Below are 15,796 nucleotides of genomic sequence, written 5' to 3'. Positions count from 1 at the left end.
GCGTGCGGATTTTTTTATGAGCAGAATAATGCAATTGTATCAATTCTGAGCAGCGCGAAACCCGCTCAACCAATCTCGTTTGCTCTCACAGCCTAAATCTTGTAGCTGATCACCTTTCAATGCCGTGAGTATCGCATTGCCCTGCTCATCGACTTTAAACTCAGCATATTCTGCCTGCTGATAACAATCCGCTAAACCTTCTGCAAATAAAAAACTTCTCGACGCAGGATAAAGTCCGTTATAGCGATTATTCGGGTTTTGTAAAATCAGTCGAGCTGTACGAACATTTTTCGGGAACTCAAAGTAGCTATGGATCACGCGCCTCTGTGAATCGAGTTCAACATGAGTGAGCACCGAAGACTTGTTCTTAATCACTTCATCAAAATAATGACCTGAAAAAATCTGATCTTCTTGATTGCTGTTGGCTTGGCTGGTACTTTCTGGACTCAAATGCTGAGGCGCAAAATAAAGTTGATAATTTAGCGCCATATAATCACCCTGAATAATCGAACGCGGGTCTACAGGTTGCAAACGCACATACATGGTTTGACTATGGTTTAAGTGCCATTCATTTTTTAAAATTAAGCCTAAAAATACCGCGATGCTGAGTAATACCAAAGCAAGAGGAATCATTTTCTTCATATGCCGAACTCCTCTTTTTGCTTAAATAGCATCAAGATCAATGTCAGCAAGAGCAATATCAGACCTGACAAGAACATGCTTAAACTTTTAAATAGAAAGGTCACATCAAGGGAATAATATAAAAACCCTAAAATTAAAGCGAAAGTTGCCAGCGCAAATCCATAGATCACTTTATCTTGTGTTTTTAATGCCCATGAAATGATGGCCAAACAAATAAAAATATCGAAATAACCATAAAAAATCAGCCCTACTGCAAAAGCAGTCAAAATAAAATGCGCAAATAAATGAAACTGCTTTTGAATATGTAAAAAGACAAAAAGTACAAACCATAAAATCGGTAAGCCAAAAGCCAATATCGGAATGTGCTCAATTTTCGCTAATTCATATTTTCCAAATAAAGTATAAAAGCCCATGGAAAATAGAATAACCCCAAGCGATGCAAGCAATACACTGCGTTGATATTCAATTGGCTGTATGAATTTTATAGCCAGAATTCCCAGATAGAAAACATAATTCCAAAGTGCTAAATAAACAAAATTTTCAACAATATTACGCCAACTGAGATGTGCATTAATATCCCAAATGCACGCCACACCTGCTGCATATAAACCCAAAATTTGAACAAAGATAAAGAACCAATGTGTTCGCATGAAATAAGCGAGTGCTAGCATCGCCAATTGTAACAATAGAATAGGAAGAATTTGATTCATTAAATCAACGGTGTGAAAAATCACCGCAATTTGTCCTGCAACCCAGAGACAATAAGCAAATTGTCTTAAAAACAAACTTTGTTTGGCTTTCAATAAGTAAGCCGCCAAAGTCACAAAGACAACGCCCATAAGCAAAGAGAAATTTCCCCAAAAGGTCAGCATCAACGTAGCAAAGACGATGCCCGCAATCCAAGCTCCCACAGCAAGTGGAATAGCATTGAACCGACTATGTGGAATAAATTTAATCAACATGTAAGTGATGAAAGCAAACCACGCAAAAATAATCAGTGCGATAAAAAATAATTCAAAAATTTCATTCTGACCAAACCACTCCGTCACCGCCTTCACAATGATCAAGGTAAAGCTAATGCCTAAGCCAACGGCTGAAAGTGCGCTACATAGCTGATCCATATTTTGATAATAGTAAGCCAGTGAAATGCCCAACAAGAGAAAAGACACTGTGAAATAAAGAATGCTTTTATCCGCATAGAGATACATCGCCATATGCCAAACCGAGAGAACGGCAAACCACAGCAAGAATAAATAACGGAGTTTCGAATAATATTTATTGCAGAGATAGAATTGAATCAGTGCAAATACATGAATACTGATTAAAAAGAGATCTGGATATTGATCCCCCCAAAAGGTTTGTATAAAAAATAGAAACAGCGCCAATTGGCTGATAATACATAAAAGGAAAAATACACCAATATTCGGACGATATAACCACGGTAAAAGCAGCACAGACCAAAGTAGAAATAATAAATAGCTGTCAGCACCCGTTTGATAAATTTGACCAATCACAGCCAGACTTAAACCAATCATCAAACCACAGATACTATGTAAACACTGCACTAGAAAATCATGTTTTGTCAGCCACAAACTGCAAACCGCACTGAGGAATAATAACAACTGGGGAATAGCCAGCTGAATATTCAGTGGCAACATAAACCAATTGGCGGCAACCAAATACAACATACTGACCGCAATGAGTGTAAAACCAAAAACTTGCAGATGCTTTATAAAGGATTCAGCACTCCAAGGGTAATCATATTGTTGAATTTTGATCAATTCTAACTCCTCACTCTTATTTTTATCTTGATCATTTCAAACCATTCAAACTATAGAAAAACTTCTTATTCATGTTTATGGTTTTTCTCAGATATTCATTCTTGGACATTAAACTCATACTAAGTGAAATCATACACAGAGAGTGTTGGTCTTTAGCAAACCAATAACATAAACAACGCTATAGCAAAATTTGTTCTATGTATAAAACTGATCATTCTAAAACTCCCCCTGTTTTTCTAAATATTTAGCACTATAATGGATTTACATCGCTTCAGGGCGGGGTGTAATTCCCCACCGGTGGTAAGTTCAGTTGAATGATTCAGACTGAATCAGCCCACGAGCCAGCCAAGCAGAAATCATCTATTTGGCTCGCAGATTTGGTTCAATTCCAAAGCCGACGGTATAGTCCGGATGAAAGAAGACGACGTGACCAATAGAATCTCAGGTGCAAACCTGTGAGGATTTATTGCTACGCCAATTTTTCAAAGTCCTGAAATGTTCAACCGTACTTCAATTTTACGCGAGCGTTTCAATGTCTAGTTTGATTCAACCCGAAATTTTCTTTTCAGCCCTTTCTCCAGCTGAACAACGTATCCAACAAGCTTTAGAAGATATCCGCCAAGGCAAACCTGTTTTGGTGATGGATGACTTTGACCGCGAAAACGAAGCCGACCTCATTGTGGCTGCCGAAACTCTCACTGTCGAAACGATGGCACGCATGATTCGTGATGGCTCTGGCATTGTCTGTTTATGCCTGACCGATGAATTGGCCGATCACTTAGACCTTGTGCCTATGGTGTCAGATAACTCAAGTCAGTTTAAAACAGCATTTACGGTGACCATTGAAGCTGCAACTGGCGTGACTACAGGTGTGTCTGCACAAGATCGCACCACCACAGTCAAAGCAGCAATTAAAGATGGGGCTGTTGCCAGCGACTTAAACCGCCCTGGTCATGTATTCCCTCTTCGTGCACGCCAAGGCGGTGTGCTCACCCGTCGTGGTCATACCGAAGGTACCATTGATTTAGCACGTTTAGCAGGCTTAAAGCCAGCAGGTGTCTTGTGTGAACTGACCAATGCCGATGGAACTATGGCCTCTGGCATTCAAGTGTTGGCTTATGCGCAAACGCATCAATTGACTGTGATCATCATTGAAGAATTGGTGCAGTATCGCATTAAACACGGAGTTTAATTTTTAGGCTCCTAATCAAAAAGCCTCCATGTTGGAGGCTTTTTGATGCAATACCATCAGCATCAAACAAAGACAGTATAAATACCATAGAGCGCAATTGTGACCAATATCGCACCACAAACGCCTAACAACTTATTGTACAAAGCGGACTGCGATAATTTATTAAAACCCAAATAAACCAAAGACAATGTGCTGAAGTCTAGAATAATCCAGAGAATGGTCAATAGTACAAGGCTGACATCGACATCACTGGTTACCCCAATGAACTGTGGGAAAAATGAAGCAAAGAAAATAATATCCTTCGGATTTGAAATACCCACCAAGAAACCTTGCTTAAAGCCTCCCTGCACCGCCTTTAGTTGCACAGGTGATGTTTCTGTTTCTTGTGCAATGGCTTCTTTTAAAATTTGAAAGCCAAGATAAGCAATATATACGCAGCCTAAAATCTTAATCGCATTTAACCAATGCTCTGCAATGTTTAAAAATTCTTTTAAGATGAGCACAGATAGTACAATAAGAACCAAAGAGGCTAAATTCGTCCCAAAAATGGTTTTTAAGGCTTGTTTATACCCACCTTTTAGACCTGCACTGGCAACCAACAACATCACTGGGCCAGGTGTTGCGATCATGACCACCACAGCCGTACAGTACAACGCCAGTTCGAATACATTCACCATCGAAAAACCCTTTCCCGCAGTTACTCTCGCAAATAGCTGAGGTATGCGGAGTATTCTTTTTCTATATCAAACCAAGAGGACTTATTCGTCCTCTTCCACATGGATGAGATGTTGTCGAATTGCGTCAGCACGCAAAAATGCCAAATCATAACTGGCTGTAGCAAGTGCAAGAACACGGCGTTCAAACTCTTGCCAAATCGGTTTCACTTGCTGCGCTTGAATGCCTAAACCACTTTCTTCGGTAAAGTTCTTATTTTTTTCACATACTTTTAACGCATGATAAAGCTTCCGCCCTTTTGATGCGTCGGGACGTAAACGAACGCGTTTAGATAAAACAAAAGCTTCGACCTGCTGCACATCAGCAAAAGGCAACATTGGCACTAAAATTTGGTCTAGTTGCGCATCTAAGCGTTGCCAAACTGAACGATGCTGCTCCGAAGTGTAGGTGTTCCACTGAATCACTTCATGATTAAAACGACGACAACCACGACACACAGAATCACCAAATACCGTTGAACAACGCCCTGCACATGGGGTCAAAGAGGCAATTCGACGATCTGTACTCAAAACATACTCCTGTTAATAAACGCACCAAAACAAAACGGATTTTGTCTTTGGCAACTGAATATACACGCTCACCTACTACTTGAGAAGCCATTTAAAATGTTTACTTATCTCGCATCTTGATTCAATTCCATGTAAAATGTGGGCCTTAAAATTATCTATCAAAATACATTGGAGTACTCCATGAACGCTACTGTAGAACAGCTTGCACCTGTAGAACAGCAAGCGACGACTGGTTGGGTTGTTGCCGCACTTTATCAATTCAAAGAAGTTCAAGATCCTGCTGATCTTCAACAACGTCTTTTAGACTTGGTAAAAACCATCAACCTATGTGGTACTCTGATTGTAGCGGGCGAAGGCATTAATGGTACGGTTGCAGGCGACCGTGCCGCGATCGATATGATTCATCAATTCCTTCTGAATGAAGGTTTTAACGAAATGGAATACAAAGAGTCTGACAGTGCAGACAAACCATTTCGTAAAATGAAGATCAAACTTAAAAAAGAGATCGTGACTTTAGGCGTTGAAGTAAAGCCACGTGATTTAGTCGGTCACTACCTTGATCCGAAAGAGTGGAATGACCTGATTGCTCGTGATGACGTCATTTTGATCGATACTCGTAATGACTATGAATACAAAGCCGGAACATTTAAGGGCGCTATTGACCCTAAAACAGAAAGTTTCCGCGAATTTCCAGAGTACGTTAAGCAAAACCTTGAACAGCACAAAGATAAAAAAATTGCGATGTTCTGTACAGGTGGTATCCGTTGTGAAAAATCAACCTCCCTTCTTCTTCAAGAAGGTTTCAACGAGGTTTATCACTTAAAAGGCGGCATCTTAAAATACTTAGAAGAAACCCCTGCTGAACAAAGCATGTGGGAAGGCGAATGTTTCGTTTTTGATGGTCGTACTGCGGTCACTCATGGTGTTGAAGAAGGCCTTAACATTAAGTGTCATGCTTGTGGTTGGCCACTTCTTCCTGCTGAAGCAGAAGAAGCTAGCTATGAACATGGTGTGTCATGCAAATACTGTATCGACAAAACCACAGAAAAACAAAAAGAAGGCTTCCGTATGCGCCAGTCGCAGATTGCTGCGGCTAAACGTAAACGCCTTTAAAATCATTCAGATGATTTAGTTCAAGAATAAGCCCTCATTTGAGGGCTTATTTTTTTATCCAGTTCGCGTTTTTTAAAAATATTTAACAATTTTGTCACAACATTGAACTCAATCTGAGTCATACTGTATAAATAATAAGCTAAAGTGGTGTCCTGTAGGTCTCCACATAACAATAAAAATGACATGCCTAAACGACGAAAATAGGATGATTGCCATGCATAAAATAATCATGCCCCGCCATCGCACATTGATTCGCAATGCCGCAGCAAACCGTATCGAGCAATATCACAATACCAGCTTCAACGAAATCAAAAGCAAGCTTGAACAACGCACGCATTTGTTTATTGTGGTTTTGGGCATGTTGATTGGTTCAAGTATCGCGCTCGGCATTGGTTACCATTTAAGCTCAAATCTCTTAAATTATACGTTGCTCAGTTTAATCCCGATTGCGTTGGCCTATAGCTTACGTAAAGTCTATATTCACACCCTGACCCACACTCGTTTCGACGAATAGAAAACAATACATTTCAATTCTTTACCCACATGCGATAAGTCCTTAAGATAACTTATCGCATTTATTTTTATGGTCTATATGAACCTCACTGCATGGATCATCTCCGTCATGGAACAACTGGGTTATTGGGGAATAGCCTTACTGATGTTTCTTGATAATGTTTTTCCGCCTATTCCTTCTGAAATTATTATGCCTTCTGCAGGTTATGCCGCATCACAAGGTGAGTTGGTGTTAGTTGGGGTGATTATTGCAGGATGTATTGGTTCACTCTTTGCCGCGGCAGTGCTGTATTGGATCGGCTATCAATTTAAACAAGAGTACATTTTCAGATGGGTCGACCGCTATGGTAAATATCTATTTATCAAATCCGCCGATGTGAAAAAATCCTTAGATTGGTTTGAGCAGTATGGTCACCGTATTGTATTTTTTGGTCGCATGATTCCTGCAGTGCGTTCACTGATTAGTATCCCTGCGGGGATGAGCCGTATGCCCTTTTGGAAGTTCATGTTTTATAGTGGACTCGGTACAATTATCTGGACAACATTTTTAGCAACAGTCGGCTATTACTTTGGTGAAAACCAAGCACTGATGCATCAAATTTTTAGCAAAGTCGGTTATGTCATTATTGCCATTGTCGCTGTGATTATCCTTTGGTTTTTATATCGCAGACATTTAGGTAAAACACGCGGCTAATTTATTTATTTTGGGGAAATACATGAAACACTATTTACTGCATTTTGCGGCGGTATATAGCATTGCTTTGGTGCTGTTAATCACCGTACTGGTCTTTGGTTTAAACCTTGGCGGCTTAACCTTAATTCCGACTTTAGTGGCTTGTGCACTAATTAGTGTCGGGCACTTCGTAAAAAAAGAACACCGTGTTCCAAACAATCATGAAAAAATTCAACTGGTTTGGGGTTCAAGTGCTGTCGCAATTATCATCGGTAGTTTCTTTGTACTGTTTTTAGTACTAATGAATCCCAATGCTGAAGCGATTATGAAATCCGTCGATAATGCTGGCATTGGACTCACCGCTGTCGTTATGCTGTGTATGGTCGCGATTCATGGCGCTATTTTTCATATTGCCTATGGTTGGTACGCAGACTATTGTTTTAAACAGTTGCCATAAAAAAAGCACCTCGTTTGAGGTGTTTTTTTTATGCTTGATAGATAACAATCAAATGCCACACGTGATTAGTGCTTTTGAGCGGAAAGTGCCATTAACTTTGTTTGGCTGGCTCTCATTTCTTCAATCAACCAATCTTTAAAAATGACTTTATGCGGATCATCCTCAAAAGGAGATGCGGAAAGTAAATAATAAGCAGAGCCATCTTGCACAATCGGGCTAAGCATATCTAACATTTGAAAATCGAGCTCTTTTTCAACCATATAGGCTGAAACCACTGTTGCCCCTAACCCTGCTAAACATGCCTCTATACACAAATAAAAATGTTCCAATGCTACTTTTTGAAAATGCGTAAACTGCGCTTTATATGCATCTTTAAATTGTGTCCAAAGTTTAGGTCGCGGACTGGAAATAAACAGCTGTGAGGTCAGGGCTAAATGCTTGTGACGCGATACACCAACCATATGCTCATCCGCCATTTTTTCACTATAAATGGCCTTGCCCCACTCAAAATCATTACGCCTTAAGGCCAAGTCAATGTTTTGCACTTTAAAATCCGCTTCTCCACCAGCTGTTAACAAACTGATATCAATCTCAGGATAACGCAGCTTAAATTGAACTAAACGCGGAATCAGCCATTTCATGGCGATAGTCGGTTCACAGGATAAGATTAAGGTCTTCTTCTCATTCTTCTTTTCTCTTATCATCTGCACGAGGCACTGGTCAATCTGAGGAAACACCTGCTCACAACAATCAAACAGTGTTAAGCCATCTCCCGTCAGCTGTAACTTTTTGCCGTCACGAAGAAATAAACGACGCCCCAGTGCCTCTTCCAAATTTTTTAACTGTTTACTGACCGCCCCTTGAGCGACAAAGAGTTTTTCAACAGCGATAGTTACACTGTCATAGCGGGCGACATAATAAAAAAACTTAAGAGAATTCAGTGATAAACGCTCAATCATTCTAAAAACTCATCAAAAGGAAAGAATTAAAATCGATTTCCACTATAGCAAATATATGAAAAATATATAAATCCTTTAATTCAATCCGAACAAGGATCAATGAGTGAATGAAATGATAGCGATTGCAATCATTACCCTACTTGCAGTCATTAGTCCTGGTGCTGACTTCGCTTTGGTCAGCCGAAATAGTTATCTATATGGGCGTAAACAAGGGATCTATACCGCATATGGTATTGCTTGTGCTGTATGGATCCACATTAGCTATAGCGTACTGGGGCTCAGTTTCTTAAAGCACTACATTTCCGAACCTATTGCATATCATTCAGTATATTGGCGCGCTGTATCTGATGTATATCGGGTACAAAACATTTACCCAACAGCAAATTAGTGACCATGCCACTCATACTTTACTGCATCCACGTCAAGCATTTATACAAGGTTTTCTTGGCAACAGTTTAAATCCCAAAACTACACTATTTGTGATGAGCATCTTTGCACAGTTGTTGCGAGGCAATCATGGTCTAACGCATTTAATCGGTTATGGCATTTTTATCTCGGCCAGTCATCTATTGTGGTTTTTGCTCATTTCACTATTCTGCTCTACCCCAGTGATCCGAAATAAAATTTTACGCAAACAAGTGAGCATTAACCGTGTCATCGGTACCGTACTCGCAACTTTAGGACTTTGCTTATTTCTCACAAACTAAGCATGAGTGATACCTGCGTTTAAACACTAAAATTTGGGCATAAAAAAACGTCCTCTAGGGACGTTTTTTTATTTGCTTGCTAATGCCTGCGTCGCTGATGTCACGACGCAAGAACAATTATGCTGGCGTATGATACATGAGATAAAGTTCGTTTAAGTTCTCTGGAATTTCTTCTGCAAGCTCATCCATTAACTGACCGTTACGACGGAAAGTTTCCATTTGCGGATCTTCTTCATCAATCCCACTAAATACCATAATTGGTAAAGTAAGATCGACCAATTGCTCTTCAAACTCAGGCGTGAACCATGCATCTTCATTGAGGAACATTGCATCGACAAAACCAACGCTCCAATCCCCTAGACTTGACTCAACATCGGCCTCTTCAATTTCAAAAGGAAATTCAATCCCTTCTTCATTGGCAAGGTTTTGACGAATAGACTCAAGCCAAGCTTTCACTTGCGCGATGATCTCGGCAGGCACTTTCTTTTGATTATTATCAAAAAGTTCATCCAACCATTTTACAAAAGTAGGACCAACTGCAATTGCACACAAGAAACCATGAGTCGCTGCAAAATCTAGACCATACTCATTTTGGTCACCATCTAGATATTCGCTCAATAAGTCTAAATCTAAAGCACTCATTTCAAATCCAAATTCAGAAACTGATTAGGGCATTAGCATAGCATTTTCAGACACGATGCTACATCTGATTTTAGTCTTCTTCGTCGTCAAAATCGTCGTCATCGTCGATGTCGTAATCAAAATCTTTAAGCTCACGTTCCAAACGGCGCTGTGCAAGAAGGTCATCAATCAGGCGACGTTTTTCTAATGATTCTTTCGCACTAATTTTACTTGATGACTCATCAAAATTAACATCATCATCAGCGTAGTTATCATCTAGTTCAAAATCTGTAGAAGACACTAAAACTACCTCATAGTGAAAAAATGTGAAGGGTCTTAGCCGCTATTTATATGGGTTACAGAACCTTGTCAAGTTTTATTTGCATTTAGAGCAATTAATTTGATTTTTAGTCTTTATTTCTAACCAATTTTTATGGCATGATATAATCCACCCTGCGTCTTTGTAGTTTACGACTTTAAATGGTCACATAAAATCCAAATTGTTCAGATTTCAAATTTGGGTTTTGAACTTGAGTACGCTCGGGATGAACTTGAAAACAACAAATTCACCCCCATCTAAATCACTGAATTTATATTTTTAATATTTTATCGGGCAGCTTTTGGCTGACTATCCCTGATGGAATACGCAGTTATTTACAAATAAGTTTATGAAGCGAATTGTGCCCAGATGCACAATTTTCCACTGCCACAGATTCAACGAAGAGTAAGCAAAGATGAGCGATATGACTTCCCCTACTTCACAAGTAGCGGCTCTGATTAGCCGAGGCAAAGAGCAAGGTTACCTAACTTACGCTGAGGTTAACGATCATCTCCCAGACTCGATCACTGAAAGCGAACAGATTGAAGACATTATTCAAATGCTTCAAGACGTCGGTATTCCTGTGCACGAACGTGCACCTGAATCTGATGATGCAATGTTTGAAGGTGGTAATGAAGCTGCCGATGAAGTTGCGGAAGAAGAAGCCGCTGCTGTTCTTGCCTCTGTAGAAAATGAGCCTGGTCGTACCACTGACCCTGTCCGCATGTATATGCGTGAAATGGGTACTGTTGAACTGTTGACGCGCGAAGGCGAAATCAGTATTGCAAAACGTATTGAAGAAGGGATTCGTGACGTTCTTCACTCGATTGCTTACTGGCCAAATGCGGTTGAAGTGGTATTACAAGAATACAAAGATTATGAAGCGGGCGAACGTCGTCTTGCAGACATCCTTTCAGGTTATTTAGACCCTGAAACTGATGAAGCGATTCCAGAAGTTCTTGAAGAAGAGACTGAAATTGATGAAGAAGATGATTCTTCAACCAAGTCTACCAAAAATGTGAAATTGGATGATGACGAGGAAGAAGAAGAGTCTGAAAGTGATGACGATTCTGAAGGTGAATCTGGCCCAGATCCTGAAATTGCCAAAGCGCGTTTTGACGAACTAACTGCTGCTTGGAAAAACACCCGAACCATCATCGAGAAACATGGTCGTTCAAGCAAAGAAGCAGAAGACGCTTTAGAGTCACTTGCAACTGTGTTTATGATGTTCAAATTTACACCACGTTTATTTGACATCATTTCAGAAATGATTCGTGGTACACATGAACAAATCCGTACCTCTGAACGTGAAGTAATGCGCTATGCAGTACGTCGTGGTCGTATGGATCGTACTCAATTCCGTACCTCTTTCCCAGGTCAAGAGTCAAACTTTGCTTGGTTAGATGAACAAATTGCGAAAGCTTCGCCAGACCAAAAAGGCTATCTTGAAAAAGTACGCCCTGACGTTTTAGCGTTCCAACAAAAAATTGCAGACATTGAAAAAGATTTGGACCTTGATGTTAAAGGCATCAAAGAGATTTCAAAACGTATGGCTGTAGGCGAAGCGAAAGCACGCCGCGCGAAAAAAGAAATGGTTGAAGCGAACTTACGTTTGGTCATTTCGATTGCGAAAAAATATACCAACCGTGGCTTACAATTCTTGGACTTGATCCAAGAAGGTAACATTGGTTTGATGAAAGCGGTAGACAAGTTTGAATACCGTCGTGGTTATAAGTTCTCGACTTATGCAACGTGGTGGATTCGTCAGGCCATTACTCGTTCGATTGCCGACCAAGCACGTACCATTCGTATTCCAGTACACATGATCGAAACCATTAATAAGATCAACCGTGTATCACGCCAGCTTCTGCAAGAAATGGGCCGTGAACCAACACCTGAAGAACTCGGTGAACGTTTGGAAATGGATGAAGTTAAAGTGCGTAAAGTGCTGAAAATCGCCAAAGAACCAATTTCGATGGAAACACCGATTGGCGATGATGAAGATTCGCATTTGGGTGACTTCATTGAAGACAGCAACATCACTTCACCTGTCGATGCTGCAACGTCTGAAGGCTTAAAAGAAGCAACTCGTGAAGTGCTTGAAAACTTGACTGAACGTGAAGCGAAAGTATTGAAAATGCGTTTTGGTATCGACATGCCAACGGATCATACTTTGGAAGAAGTGGGTAAACAGTTTGACGTGACGCGCGAACGTATTCGTCAGATTGAAGCCAAAGCACTGCGTAAATTACGTCACCCTTCTCGTTCTGAACACTTACGTTCATTCCTAGAAAACGACTAATTGATACCGATACATTGGAGACTTGAAATTTAATCACGAGTCTCCATTAAGTATTTAAGAGCAACACCTAACGCCTGCAGTTTCGCAGGCGTTTGAAATAAGGGGGACTGACGCTCATGACTATGTTAGACCGTACACCATCACGTGAATTACAAGAACATCTTTGGGTATTCCCGATGGACTACCCAATCAAACTCATTGGCTTTGCCAGCACTGAGTTACATGTTGCAGTGGTTGAAATTTTAGTCAAACATTTTCCAGAGTTTGATGGTGAATCGATCCAAGTCCAGCCATCACGCACAGGTAAATACCATTCTTTAACTGCCCAATTGCGTTTTGAAGAATTAGAACAAGTTCATCAACTGTATGCAGACCTTGCAGCTTGTCCGTTAATTAAAACGGCGCTGTAATTCAAATGATGTATCAATGAGACACGCTTACGAGCGTGTTTTTTTGTGGCTAAATTTTTGATCTATTGAATTCAGCTTATTCACTAAAGAAATCCCCCTACACTATTGATCTTTTCTTTATAATTTCAGACATACTTTTTGTTTTATAAGGACGCAAGTGCCGTGTCAGATGCCGTTCTCAAACCACAACTCATTATTCGTCAGTTTGATAATTTAACTTCTTATGCTGACCGCTTTGTTGAAATGAAAACATTGACTGAACAACGGGATGCAGACACACCCGATGAACTTTGGATTTTGCAACATCATGATGTTCTCACTCAAGGTCAAGCTGGAAAACCTGAACATATCCTCATGAGCAGTAACATTCCTGTGGTACAAACGGATCGCGGGGGGCAAGTCACTTGGCATGGTCCTGGTCAGTTGGTGGCCTATTTTATGTTTGACCTCAACCGACTTGGTTGGAACGTCCGCACCTTGGTGTCTTATGCTGAAAACCTAATGATTGAGTTACTCAAAAAATATAACATTGAAGCCTATGCCAAACCTGATGCACCCGGCGTGTATGTCGATGGACGCAAGATTGGCTCATTGGGTTTTAAAATTCGTAAAGGCCGCAGTTATCACGGTTTGTCCTTAAATATTGATTGTGACTTATTTGGGTTTCACACCATTAATCCATGCGGCTATGCGGGCTTAGAAATGGTGCGTATCTCAGACCTCAAACCAGACTACCCGCACTTTGAAAACTTATGTGCCGACATTATTGAAACTTTACAGCACAGCGGTTACTTTAAAGAAGTTCAAGTACAGCATATATAAAGGCTTTGCTTTTCATGGAAAAATAAATTAGAGTATTTACTCTAAACTAATAATTATTTTTAGAAAGGACAACAGCGAGTGATTAACGTAAATTCAGTGAAACCCGCTCTGCAATTGACCTATGTCAAACTTATGATGGATGTAATTGGCCGAGGATTGGTCATGGCCAGCCAAGTCGATAGTGAAATTCAGCAAGAAGTTGCCAGATTTCCAGCCAATTTCACCTTATCGATGAATGTCTTTCCAAACGGCCCGGCTTTTTTAGCCAAAGTGACCGAAAACCATCAACTCGAACTACTTACTCCAGGAAGTTTAAAGGCAGATTTAACCATCACCTTTAAACATCTAAGCCATGCCTTTTTGGTGTTTTCATTTCAAGAAAGTACAGCACAAGCTTTTGCACACGACCGTATGATTGCAGATGGCGATATTTCCTATGCGATTCGCCTCGTCCGCTGTCTGAATAAAATGGAATCTTTGATTTTACCGAAAATGGTCGCTGAACTTGCCGTCAAAGAATACCCAACTGAATTAGGCTTAAAAGAAAAACTCACTGGTGCTGCAAATATTTATCTCAAAGTAGCCCAATCATATTTAAAACGGAGTGCATAACATGGCGAAGCCTTATTACGAATTTTTCTGTCCTGTAAAAGTGATCGCTGGTCATGCTGCTTTAGAACACATTCCATTTGAACTGGCAACATTAGGGGCAACCCGACCTTTAATCATTACCGACAAAGGTGTTCGTGCCAACAATTTACTGGCACCCATTGAAGCAGCATTTGAGTCTACCGATGCAGTTATTGGTGCAATTTTTGATGATGTTCCACCCGATTCAAGCTTAGAGACGGTGCGTAAAGCCGCCAATTTATATCGTGAACACCAGTGCGATGCGATTATTGCTGTCGGTGGCGGATCGGTGATTGATACCTCGAAAGCCACCAATATTTTGGTATCTGAAGGTGGTGATGACTTACTCAAATACTCTGGGGCACACAACCTACCTAAACCACTCAAACCCTTTTTTGTGATTCCAACCACATCAGGTACAGGGTCTGAAGTTACCATGGTTGCAGTGGTGTCTGATCCAGAGAAAAATGTCAAACTGCCTTTCGCATCGTACTATTTAATGCCGCATGCTGCGATTCTCGATCCACGCATGACCCAAACCCTGCCACCGCACTTAACCGCGATGACCGCAATGGATGCCATGACCCATGCCGTCGAAGCCTATACATGCATGGCACACAATCCGATTTCAGATGCCTATGCTACAGCTGCAATTAAGAAAGTCAGCAATCACTTGTTTAATGTGCTGGATAATCCAAGCGATGCCAACGGCCGCTTAGAATTGGCTCAAGCTTCGACCATGGCTGGCATTGCATTTTCAAACTCGATGGTGGGCCTTGTACACTCACTTGGACATGCCTTAGGTGCAGTGGCACACTTGCCGCATGGACTATGCATGAACCTGTTCCTCCCTTATGTGCTTGAATTTAACAAGGAAGTGAATGGAGACAAGATTGCAGAGCTCCTGTTACCACTTGCAGGGCCAGACATTTATGCGCAGACTCCTGCCCACTTACGTGCAGACAAAGCCATCAGCACATTACTCACCATGCGTGATCGCTTATTTACCCTAACCAAGTTACCCCGTACCTTGAGTGAAACAGGAAAAGTGACCTTAGAACAACTCGATGAGGTGGCAGAAAAGGCCCTCAACGATGGTTCAATCATTTACAACCCGAAAGAAGCCAGCTTAAAAGATTTAAAAGCAATTTTAGAAAAAGCTTGGTAATTCATAAAAAATCAGCCAATATAGCGACAATCTTAGCCTGATGCTTTTTTAAACATCGGGCTTTTATTTGCCATAAGGAATAATGCTTTCCTTATAACTATTGGCATAAAAACTGCTAAAAAATCTGAAAAAGTTACTGACAAAAGCGGCCAAATTAATGTAGATTGGCGCACTTTTGAAATTAAACACAGGGGGGATCGTTCGTCTCAAACGATCCTTATTAAACATGACTGATCCTTGATC

At 40.7% G+C, this 15,796-nt stretch carries 17 protein-coding genes, 1 pseudogene and 1 riboswitch; of the genes and pseudogenes, 11 read left to right on the top strand and 7 right to left on the bottom strand.

Features of this window, described 5'->3' with window-relative positions:
* Positions 1 to 39 precede the first annotated feature (39 nt).
* On the bottom strand, positions 40 to 642 hold the full coding sequence (locus AC4MC0_RS04055) for a GDYXXLXY domain-containing protein (protein ID WP_333641546.1): 603 nt from the start codon (positions 640 to 642) through the stop codon (positions 40 to 42).
* Positions 639 to 2,423, bottom strand: a complete 1,785-nt coding sequence (locus AC4MC0_RS04050) for a DUF2157 domain-containing protein (RefSeq protein WP_333641544.1) — start codon at positions 2,421 to 2,423, stop codon at positions 639 to 641. The genes AC4MC0_RS04055 and AC4MC0_RS04050 overlap by 4 nt, the downstream gene beginning before the upstream one ends.
* A gap of 264 nt (positions 2,424 to 2,687) precedes the next feature.
* A riboswitch (FMN riboswitch) is annotated at positions 2,688 to 2,850 on the top strand.
* A gap of 105 nt (positions 2,851 to 2,955) precedes the next feature.
* Here AC4MC0_RS04050 and ribB point away from each other — a divergent pair.
* The gene (gene ribB, locus AC4MC0_RS04045; protein WP_333641543.1) at positions 2,956 to 3,615 is read left to right on the top strand and encodes a 3,4-dihydroxy-2-butanone-4-phosphate synthase; all 660 of its coding nucleotides are present in this window, start codon (positions 2,956 to 2,958) and stop codon (positions 3,613 to 3,615) included.
* Between the two features lie 62 nt (positions 3,616 to 3,677).
* Here the strand turns inward: ribB and AC4MC0_RS04040 are convergent, their stop codons facing one another.
* A complete protein-coding gene (locus AC4MC0_RS04040; RefSeq protein ID WP_394804186.1) occupies positions 3,678 to 4,292 on the bottom strand; it encodes a LysE family translocator in 615 nt (204 codons plus the stop codon).
* A gap of 81 nt (positions 4,293 to 4,373) precedes the next feature.
* Complete coding sequence (locus AC4MC0_RS04035) at positions 4,374 to 4,859, bottom strand: DUF1289 domain-containing protein (RefSeq protein ID WP_317109806.1); 486 nt, start codon at positions 4,857 to 4,859, stop codon at positions 4,374 to 4,376.
* A gap of 180 nt (positions 4,860 to 5,039) precedes the next feature.
* On the opposite strand from AC4MC0_RS04035, the gene trhO reads away from it, so the two are divergent.
* From trhO to AC4MC0_RS04015, 4 genes are all read left to right on the top strand, one after another.
* Positions 5,040 to 5,972 (top strand): oxygen-dependent tRNA uridine(34) hydroxylase TrhO, encoded by a 933-nt coding sequence (gene trhO / locus AC4MC0_RS04030; protein ID WP_151835873.1) that lies wholly within the window; start codon positions 5,040 to 5,042, stop codon positions 5,970 to 5,972.
* A 214-nt stretch (positions 5,973 to 6,186) separates the two neighbouring features.
* A complete protein-coding gene (locus tag AC4MC0_RS04025) occupies positions 6,187 to 6,486 on the top strand; it encodes a hypothetical protein (RefSeq protein WP_004695491.1) in 300 nt (99 codons plus the stop codon).
* Positions 6,487 to 6,564: 78 nt separating this feature from the next.
* A complete protein-coding gene (locus tag AC4MC0_RS04020; protein ID WP_317109800.1) occupies positions 6,565 to 7,179 on the top strand; it encodes a DedA family protein in 615 nt (204 codons plus the stop codon).
* A gap of 22 nt (positions 7,180 to 7,201) precedes the next feature.
* Entirely contained in the window at positions 7,202 to 7,615 is a 414-nt protein-coding gene (locus AC4MC0_RS04015) for an ABZJ_00895 family protein (protein ID WP_333641536.1), read from the top strand.
* Between the two features lie 65 nt (positions 7,616 to 7,680).
* Here the strand turns inward: AC4MC0_RS04015 and AC4MC0_RS04010 are convergent, their stop codons facing one another.
* On the bottom strand, positions 7,681 to 8,574 hold the full coding sequence (locus tag AC4MC0_RS04010; RefSeq protein ID WP_333641534.1) for a LysR family transcriptional regulator: 894 nt from the start codon (positions 8,572 to 8,574) through the stop codon (positions 7,681 to 7,683).
* A 103-nt stretch (positions 8,575 to 8,677) separates the two neighbouring features.
* Here AC4MC0_RS04010 and AC4MC0_RS04005 point away from each other — a divergent pair.
* Positions 8,678 to 9,281 (top strand): annotated as a pseudogene (locus tag AC4MC0_RS04005) (LysE family translocator).
* 117 nt (positions 9,282 to 9,398) lie between these two features.
* Here AC4MC0_RS04005 and AC4MC0_RS04000 read toward each other — a convergent pair.
* Together AC4MC0_RS04000 and AC4MC0_RS03995 are read right to left on the bottom strand one after the other, a co-directional pair.
* Positions 9,399 to 9,923: a YecA/YgfB family protein gene (locus tag AC4MC0_RS04000; protein ID WP_201952167.1), complete on the bottom strand. Its 525-nt coding sequence runs from the start codon at positions 9,921 to 9,923 to the stop codon at positions 9,399 to 9,401.
* Positions 9,924 to 9,993: 70 nt separating this feature from the next.
* The gene (locus tag AC4MC0_RS03995; protein WP_004982817.1) at positions 9,994 to 10,203 is read right to left on the bottom strand and encodes a PA3496 family putative envelope integrity protein; all 210 of its coding nucleotides are present in this window, start codon (positions 10,201 to 10,203) and stop codon (positions 9,994 to 9,996) included.
* Positions 10,204 to 10,636: 433 nt separating this feature from the next.
* Between AC4MC0_RS03995 and rpoD the strand changes: the two genes are divergently transcribed.
* The 5 genes from rpoD to AC4MC0_RS03970 all read left to right on the top strand — a co-directional run bounded on the left by rpoD (position 10,637) and on the right by AC4MC0_RS03970 (position 15,553).
* The gene (gene rpoD / locus AC4MC0_RS03990; protein ID WP_335997512.1) at positions 10,637 to 12,523 is read left to right on the top strand and encodes an RNA polymerase sigma factor RpoD; all 1,887 of its coding nucleotides are present in this window, start codon (positions 10,637 to 10,639) and stop codon (positions 12,521 to 12,523) included.
* Positions 12,524 to 12,645: 122 nt separating this feature from the next.
* Entirely contained in the window at positions 12,646 to 12,933 is a 288-nt protein-coding gene (locus AC4MC0_RS03985; protein WP_010327321.1) for a YbeD family protein, read from the top strand.
* Between the two features lie 162 nt (positions 12,934 to 13,095).
* On the top strand, positions 13,096 to 13,755 hold the full coding sequence (gene lipB / locus AC4MC0_RS03980) for a lipoyl(octanoyl) transferase LipB (protein ID WP_335997514.1): 660 nt from the start codon (positions 13,096 to 13,098) through the stop codon (positions 13,753 to 13,755).
* 132 nt (positions 13,756 to 13,887) lie between these two features.
* Positions 13,888 to 14,367 (top strand): hypothetical protein, encoded by a 480-nt coding sequence (locus tag AC4MC0_RS03975; RefSeq protein ID WP_392453258.1) that lies wholly within the window; start codon positions 13,888 to 13,890, stop codon positions 14,365 to 14,367.
* 1 nt (position 14,368) lies between these two features.
* Positions 14,369 to 15,553: an iron-containing alcohol dehydrogenase gene (locus tag AC4MC0_RS03970; RefSeq protein ID WP_004982825.1), complete on the top strand. Its 1,185-nt coding sequence runs from the start codon at positions 14,369 to 14,371 to the stop codon at positions 15,551 to 15,553.
* The last annotated feature ends 243 nt before the right edge of the window (positions 15,554 to 15,796 follow it).

It is taken from the genome of Acinetobacter sp. CAU_H_S139_7, from assembly GCF_058599305.1.
Note: the sequence above shows the minus strand (reverse complement) of the source record. Positions and strands in the feature narration are given on the sequence as shown.

Bases quoted from the DNA above. Each gene is read 5' to 3' on its own strand.
- AC4MC0_RS04040 (WP_394804186.1), bottom strand. From the start codon at position 4,292: ATGGTGAATGTATTCGAACTGGCGTTGTACTGTACGGCTGTGGTGGTC.
- AC4MC0_RS04025 (WP_004695491.1), top strand. From the start codon at position 6,187: ATGCATAAAATAATCATGCCCCGCCATCGCACATTGATTCGCAATGCC.
- AC4MC0_RS03975 (WP_392453258.1), top strand. From the start codon at position 13,888: ATGATGGATGTAATTGGCCGAGGATTGGTCATGGCCAGCCAAGTCGAT.
- ribB (WP_333641543.1), top strand. From the start codon at position 2,956: ATGTCTAGTTTGATTCAACCCGAAATTTTCTTTTCAGCCCTTTCTCCA.
- trhO (WP_151835873.1), top strand. From the start codon at position 5,040: ATGAACGCTACTGTAGAACAGCTTGCACCTGTAGAACAGCAAGCGACG.
- AC4MC0_RS04010 (WP_333641534.1), bottom strand. From the start codon at position 8,574: ATGATTGAGCGTTTATCACTGAATTCTCTTAAGTTTTTTTATTATGTC.
- AC4MC0_RS03970 (WP_004982825.1), top strand. From the start codon at position 14,369: ATGGCGAAGCCTTATTACGAATTTTTCTGTCCTGTAAAAGTGATCGCT.
- AC4MC0_RS04020 (WP_317109800.1), top strand. From the start codon at position 6,565: ATGAACCTCACTGCATGGATCATCTCCGTCATGGAACAACTGGGTTAT.
- AC4MC0_RS04055 (WP_333641546.1), bottom strand. From the start codon at position 642: ATGAAGAAAATGATTCCTCTTGCTTTGGTATTACTCAGCATCGCGGTA.
- AC4MC0_RS04000 (WP_201952167.1), bottom strand. From the start codon at position 9,923: ATGAGTGCTTTAGATTTAGACTTATTGAGCGAATATCTAGATGGTGAC.
- rpoD (WP_335997512.1), top strand. From the start codon at position 10,637: ATGAGCGATATGACTTCCCCTACTTCACAAGTAGCGGCTCTGATTAGC.
- AC4MC0_RS03985 (WP_010327321.1), top strand. From the start codon at position 12,646: ATGTTAGACCGTACACCATCACGTGAATTACAAGAACATCTTTGGGTA.
- AC4MC0_RS04015 (WP_333641536.1), top strand. From the start codon at position 7,202: ATGAAACACTATTTACTGCATTTTGCGGCGGTATATAGCATTGCTTTG.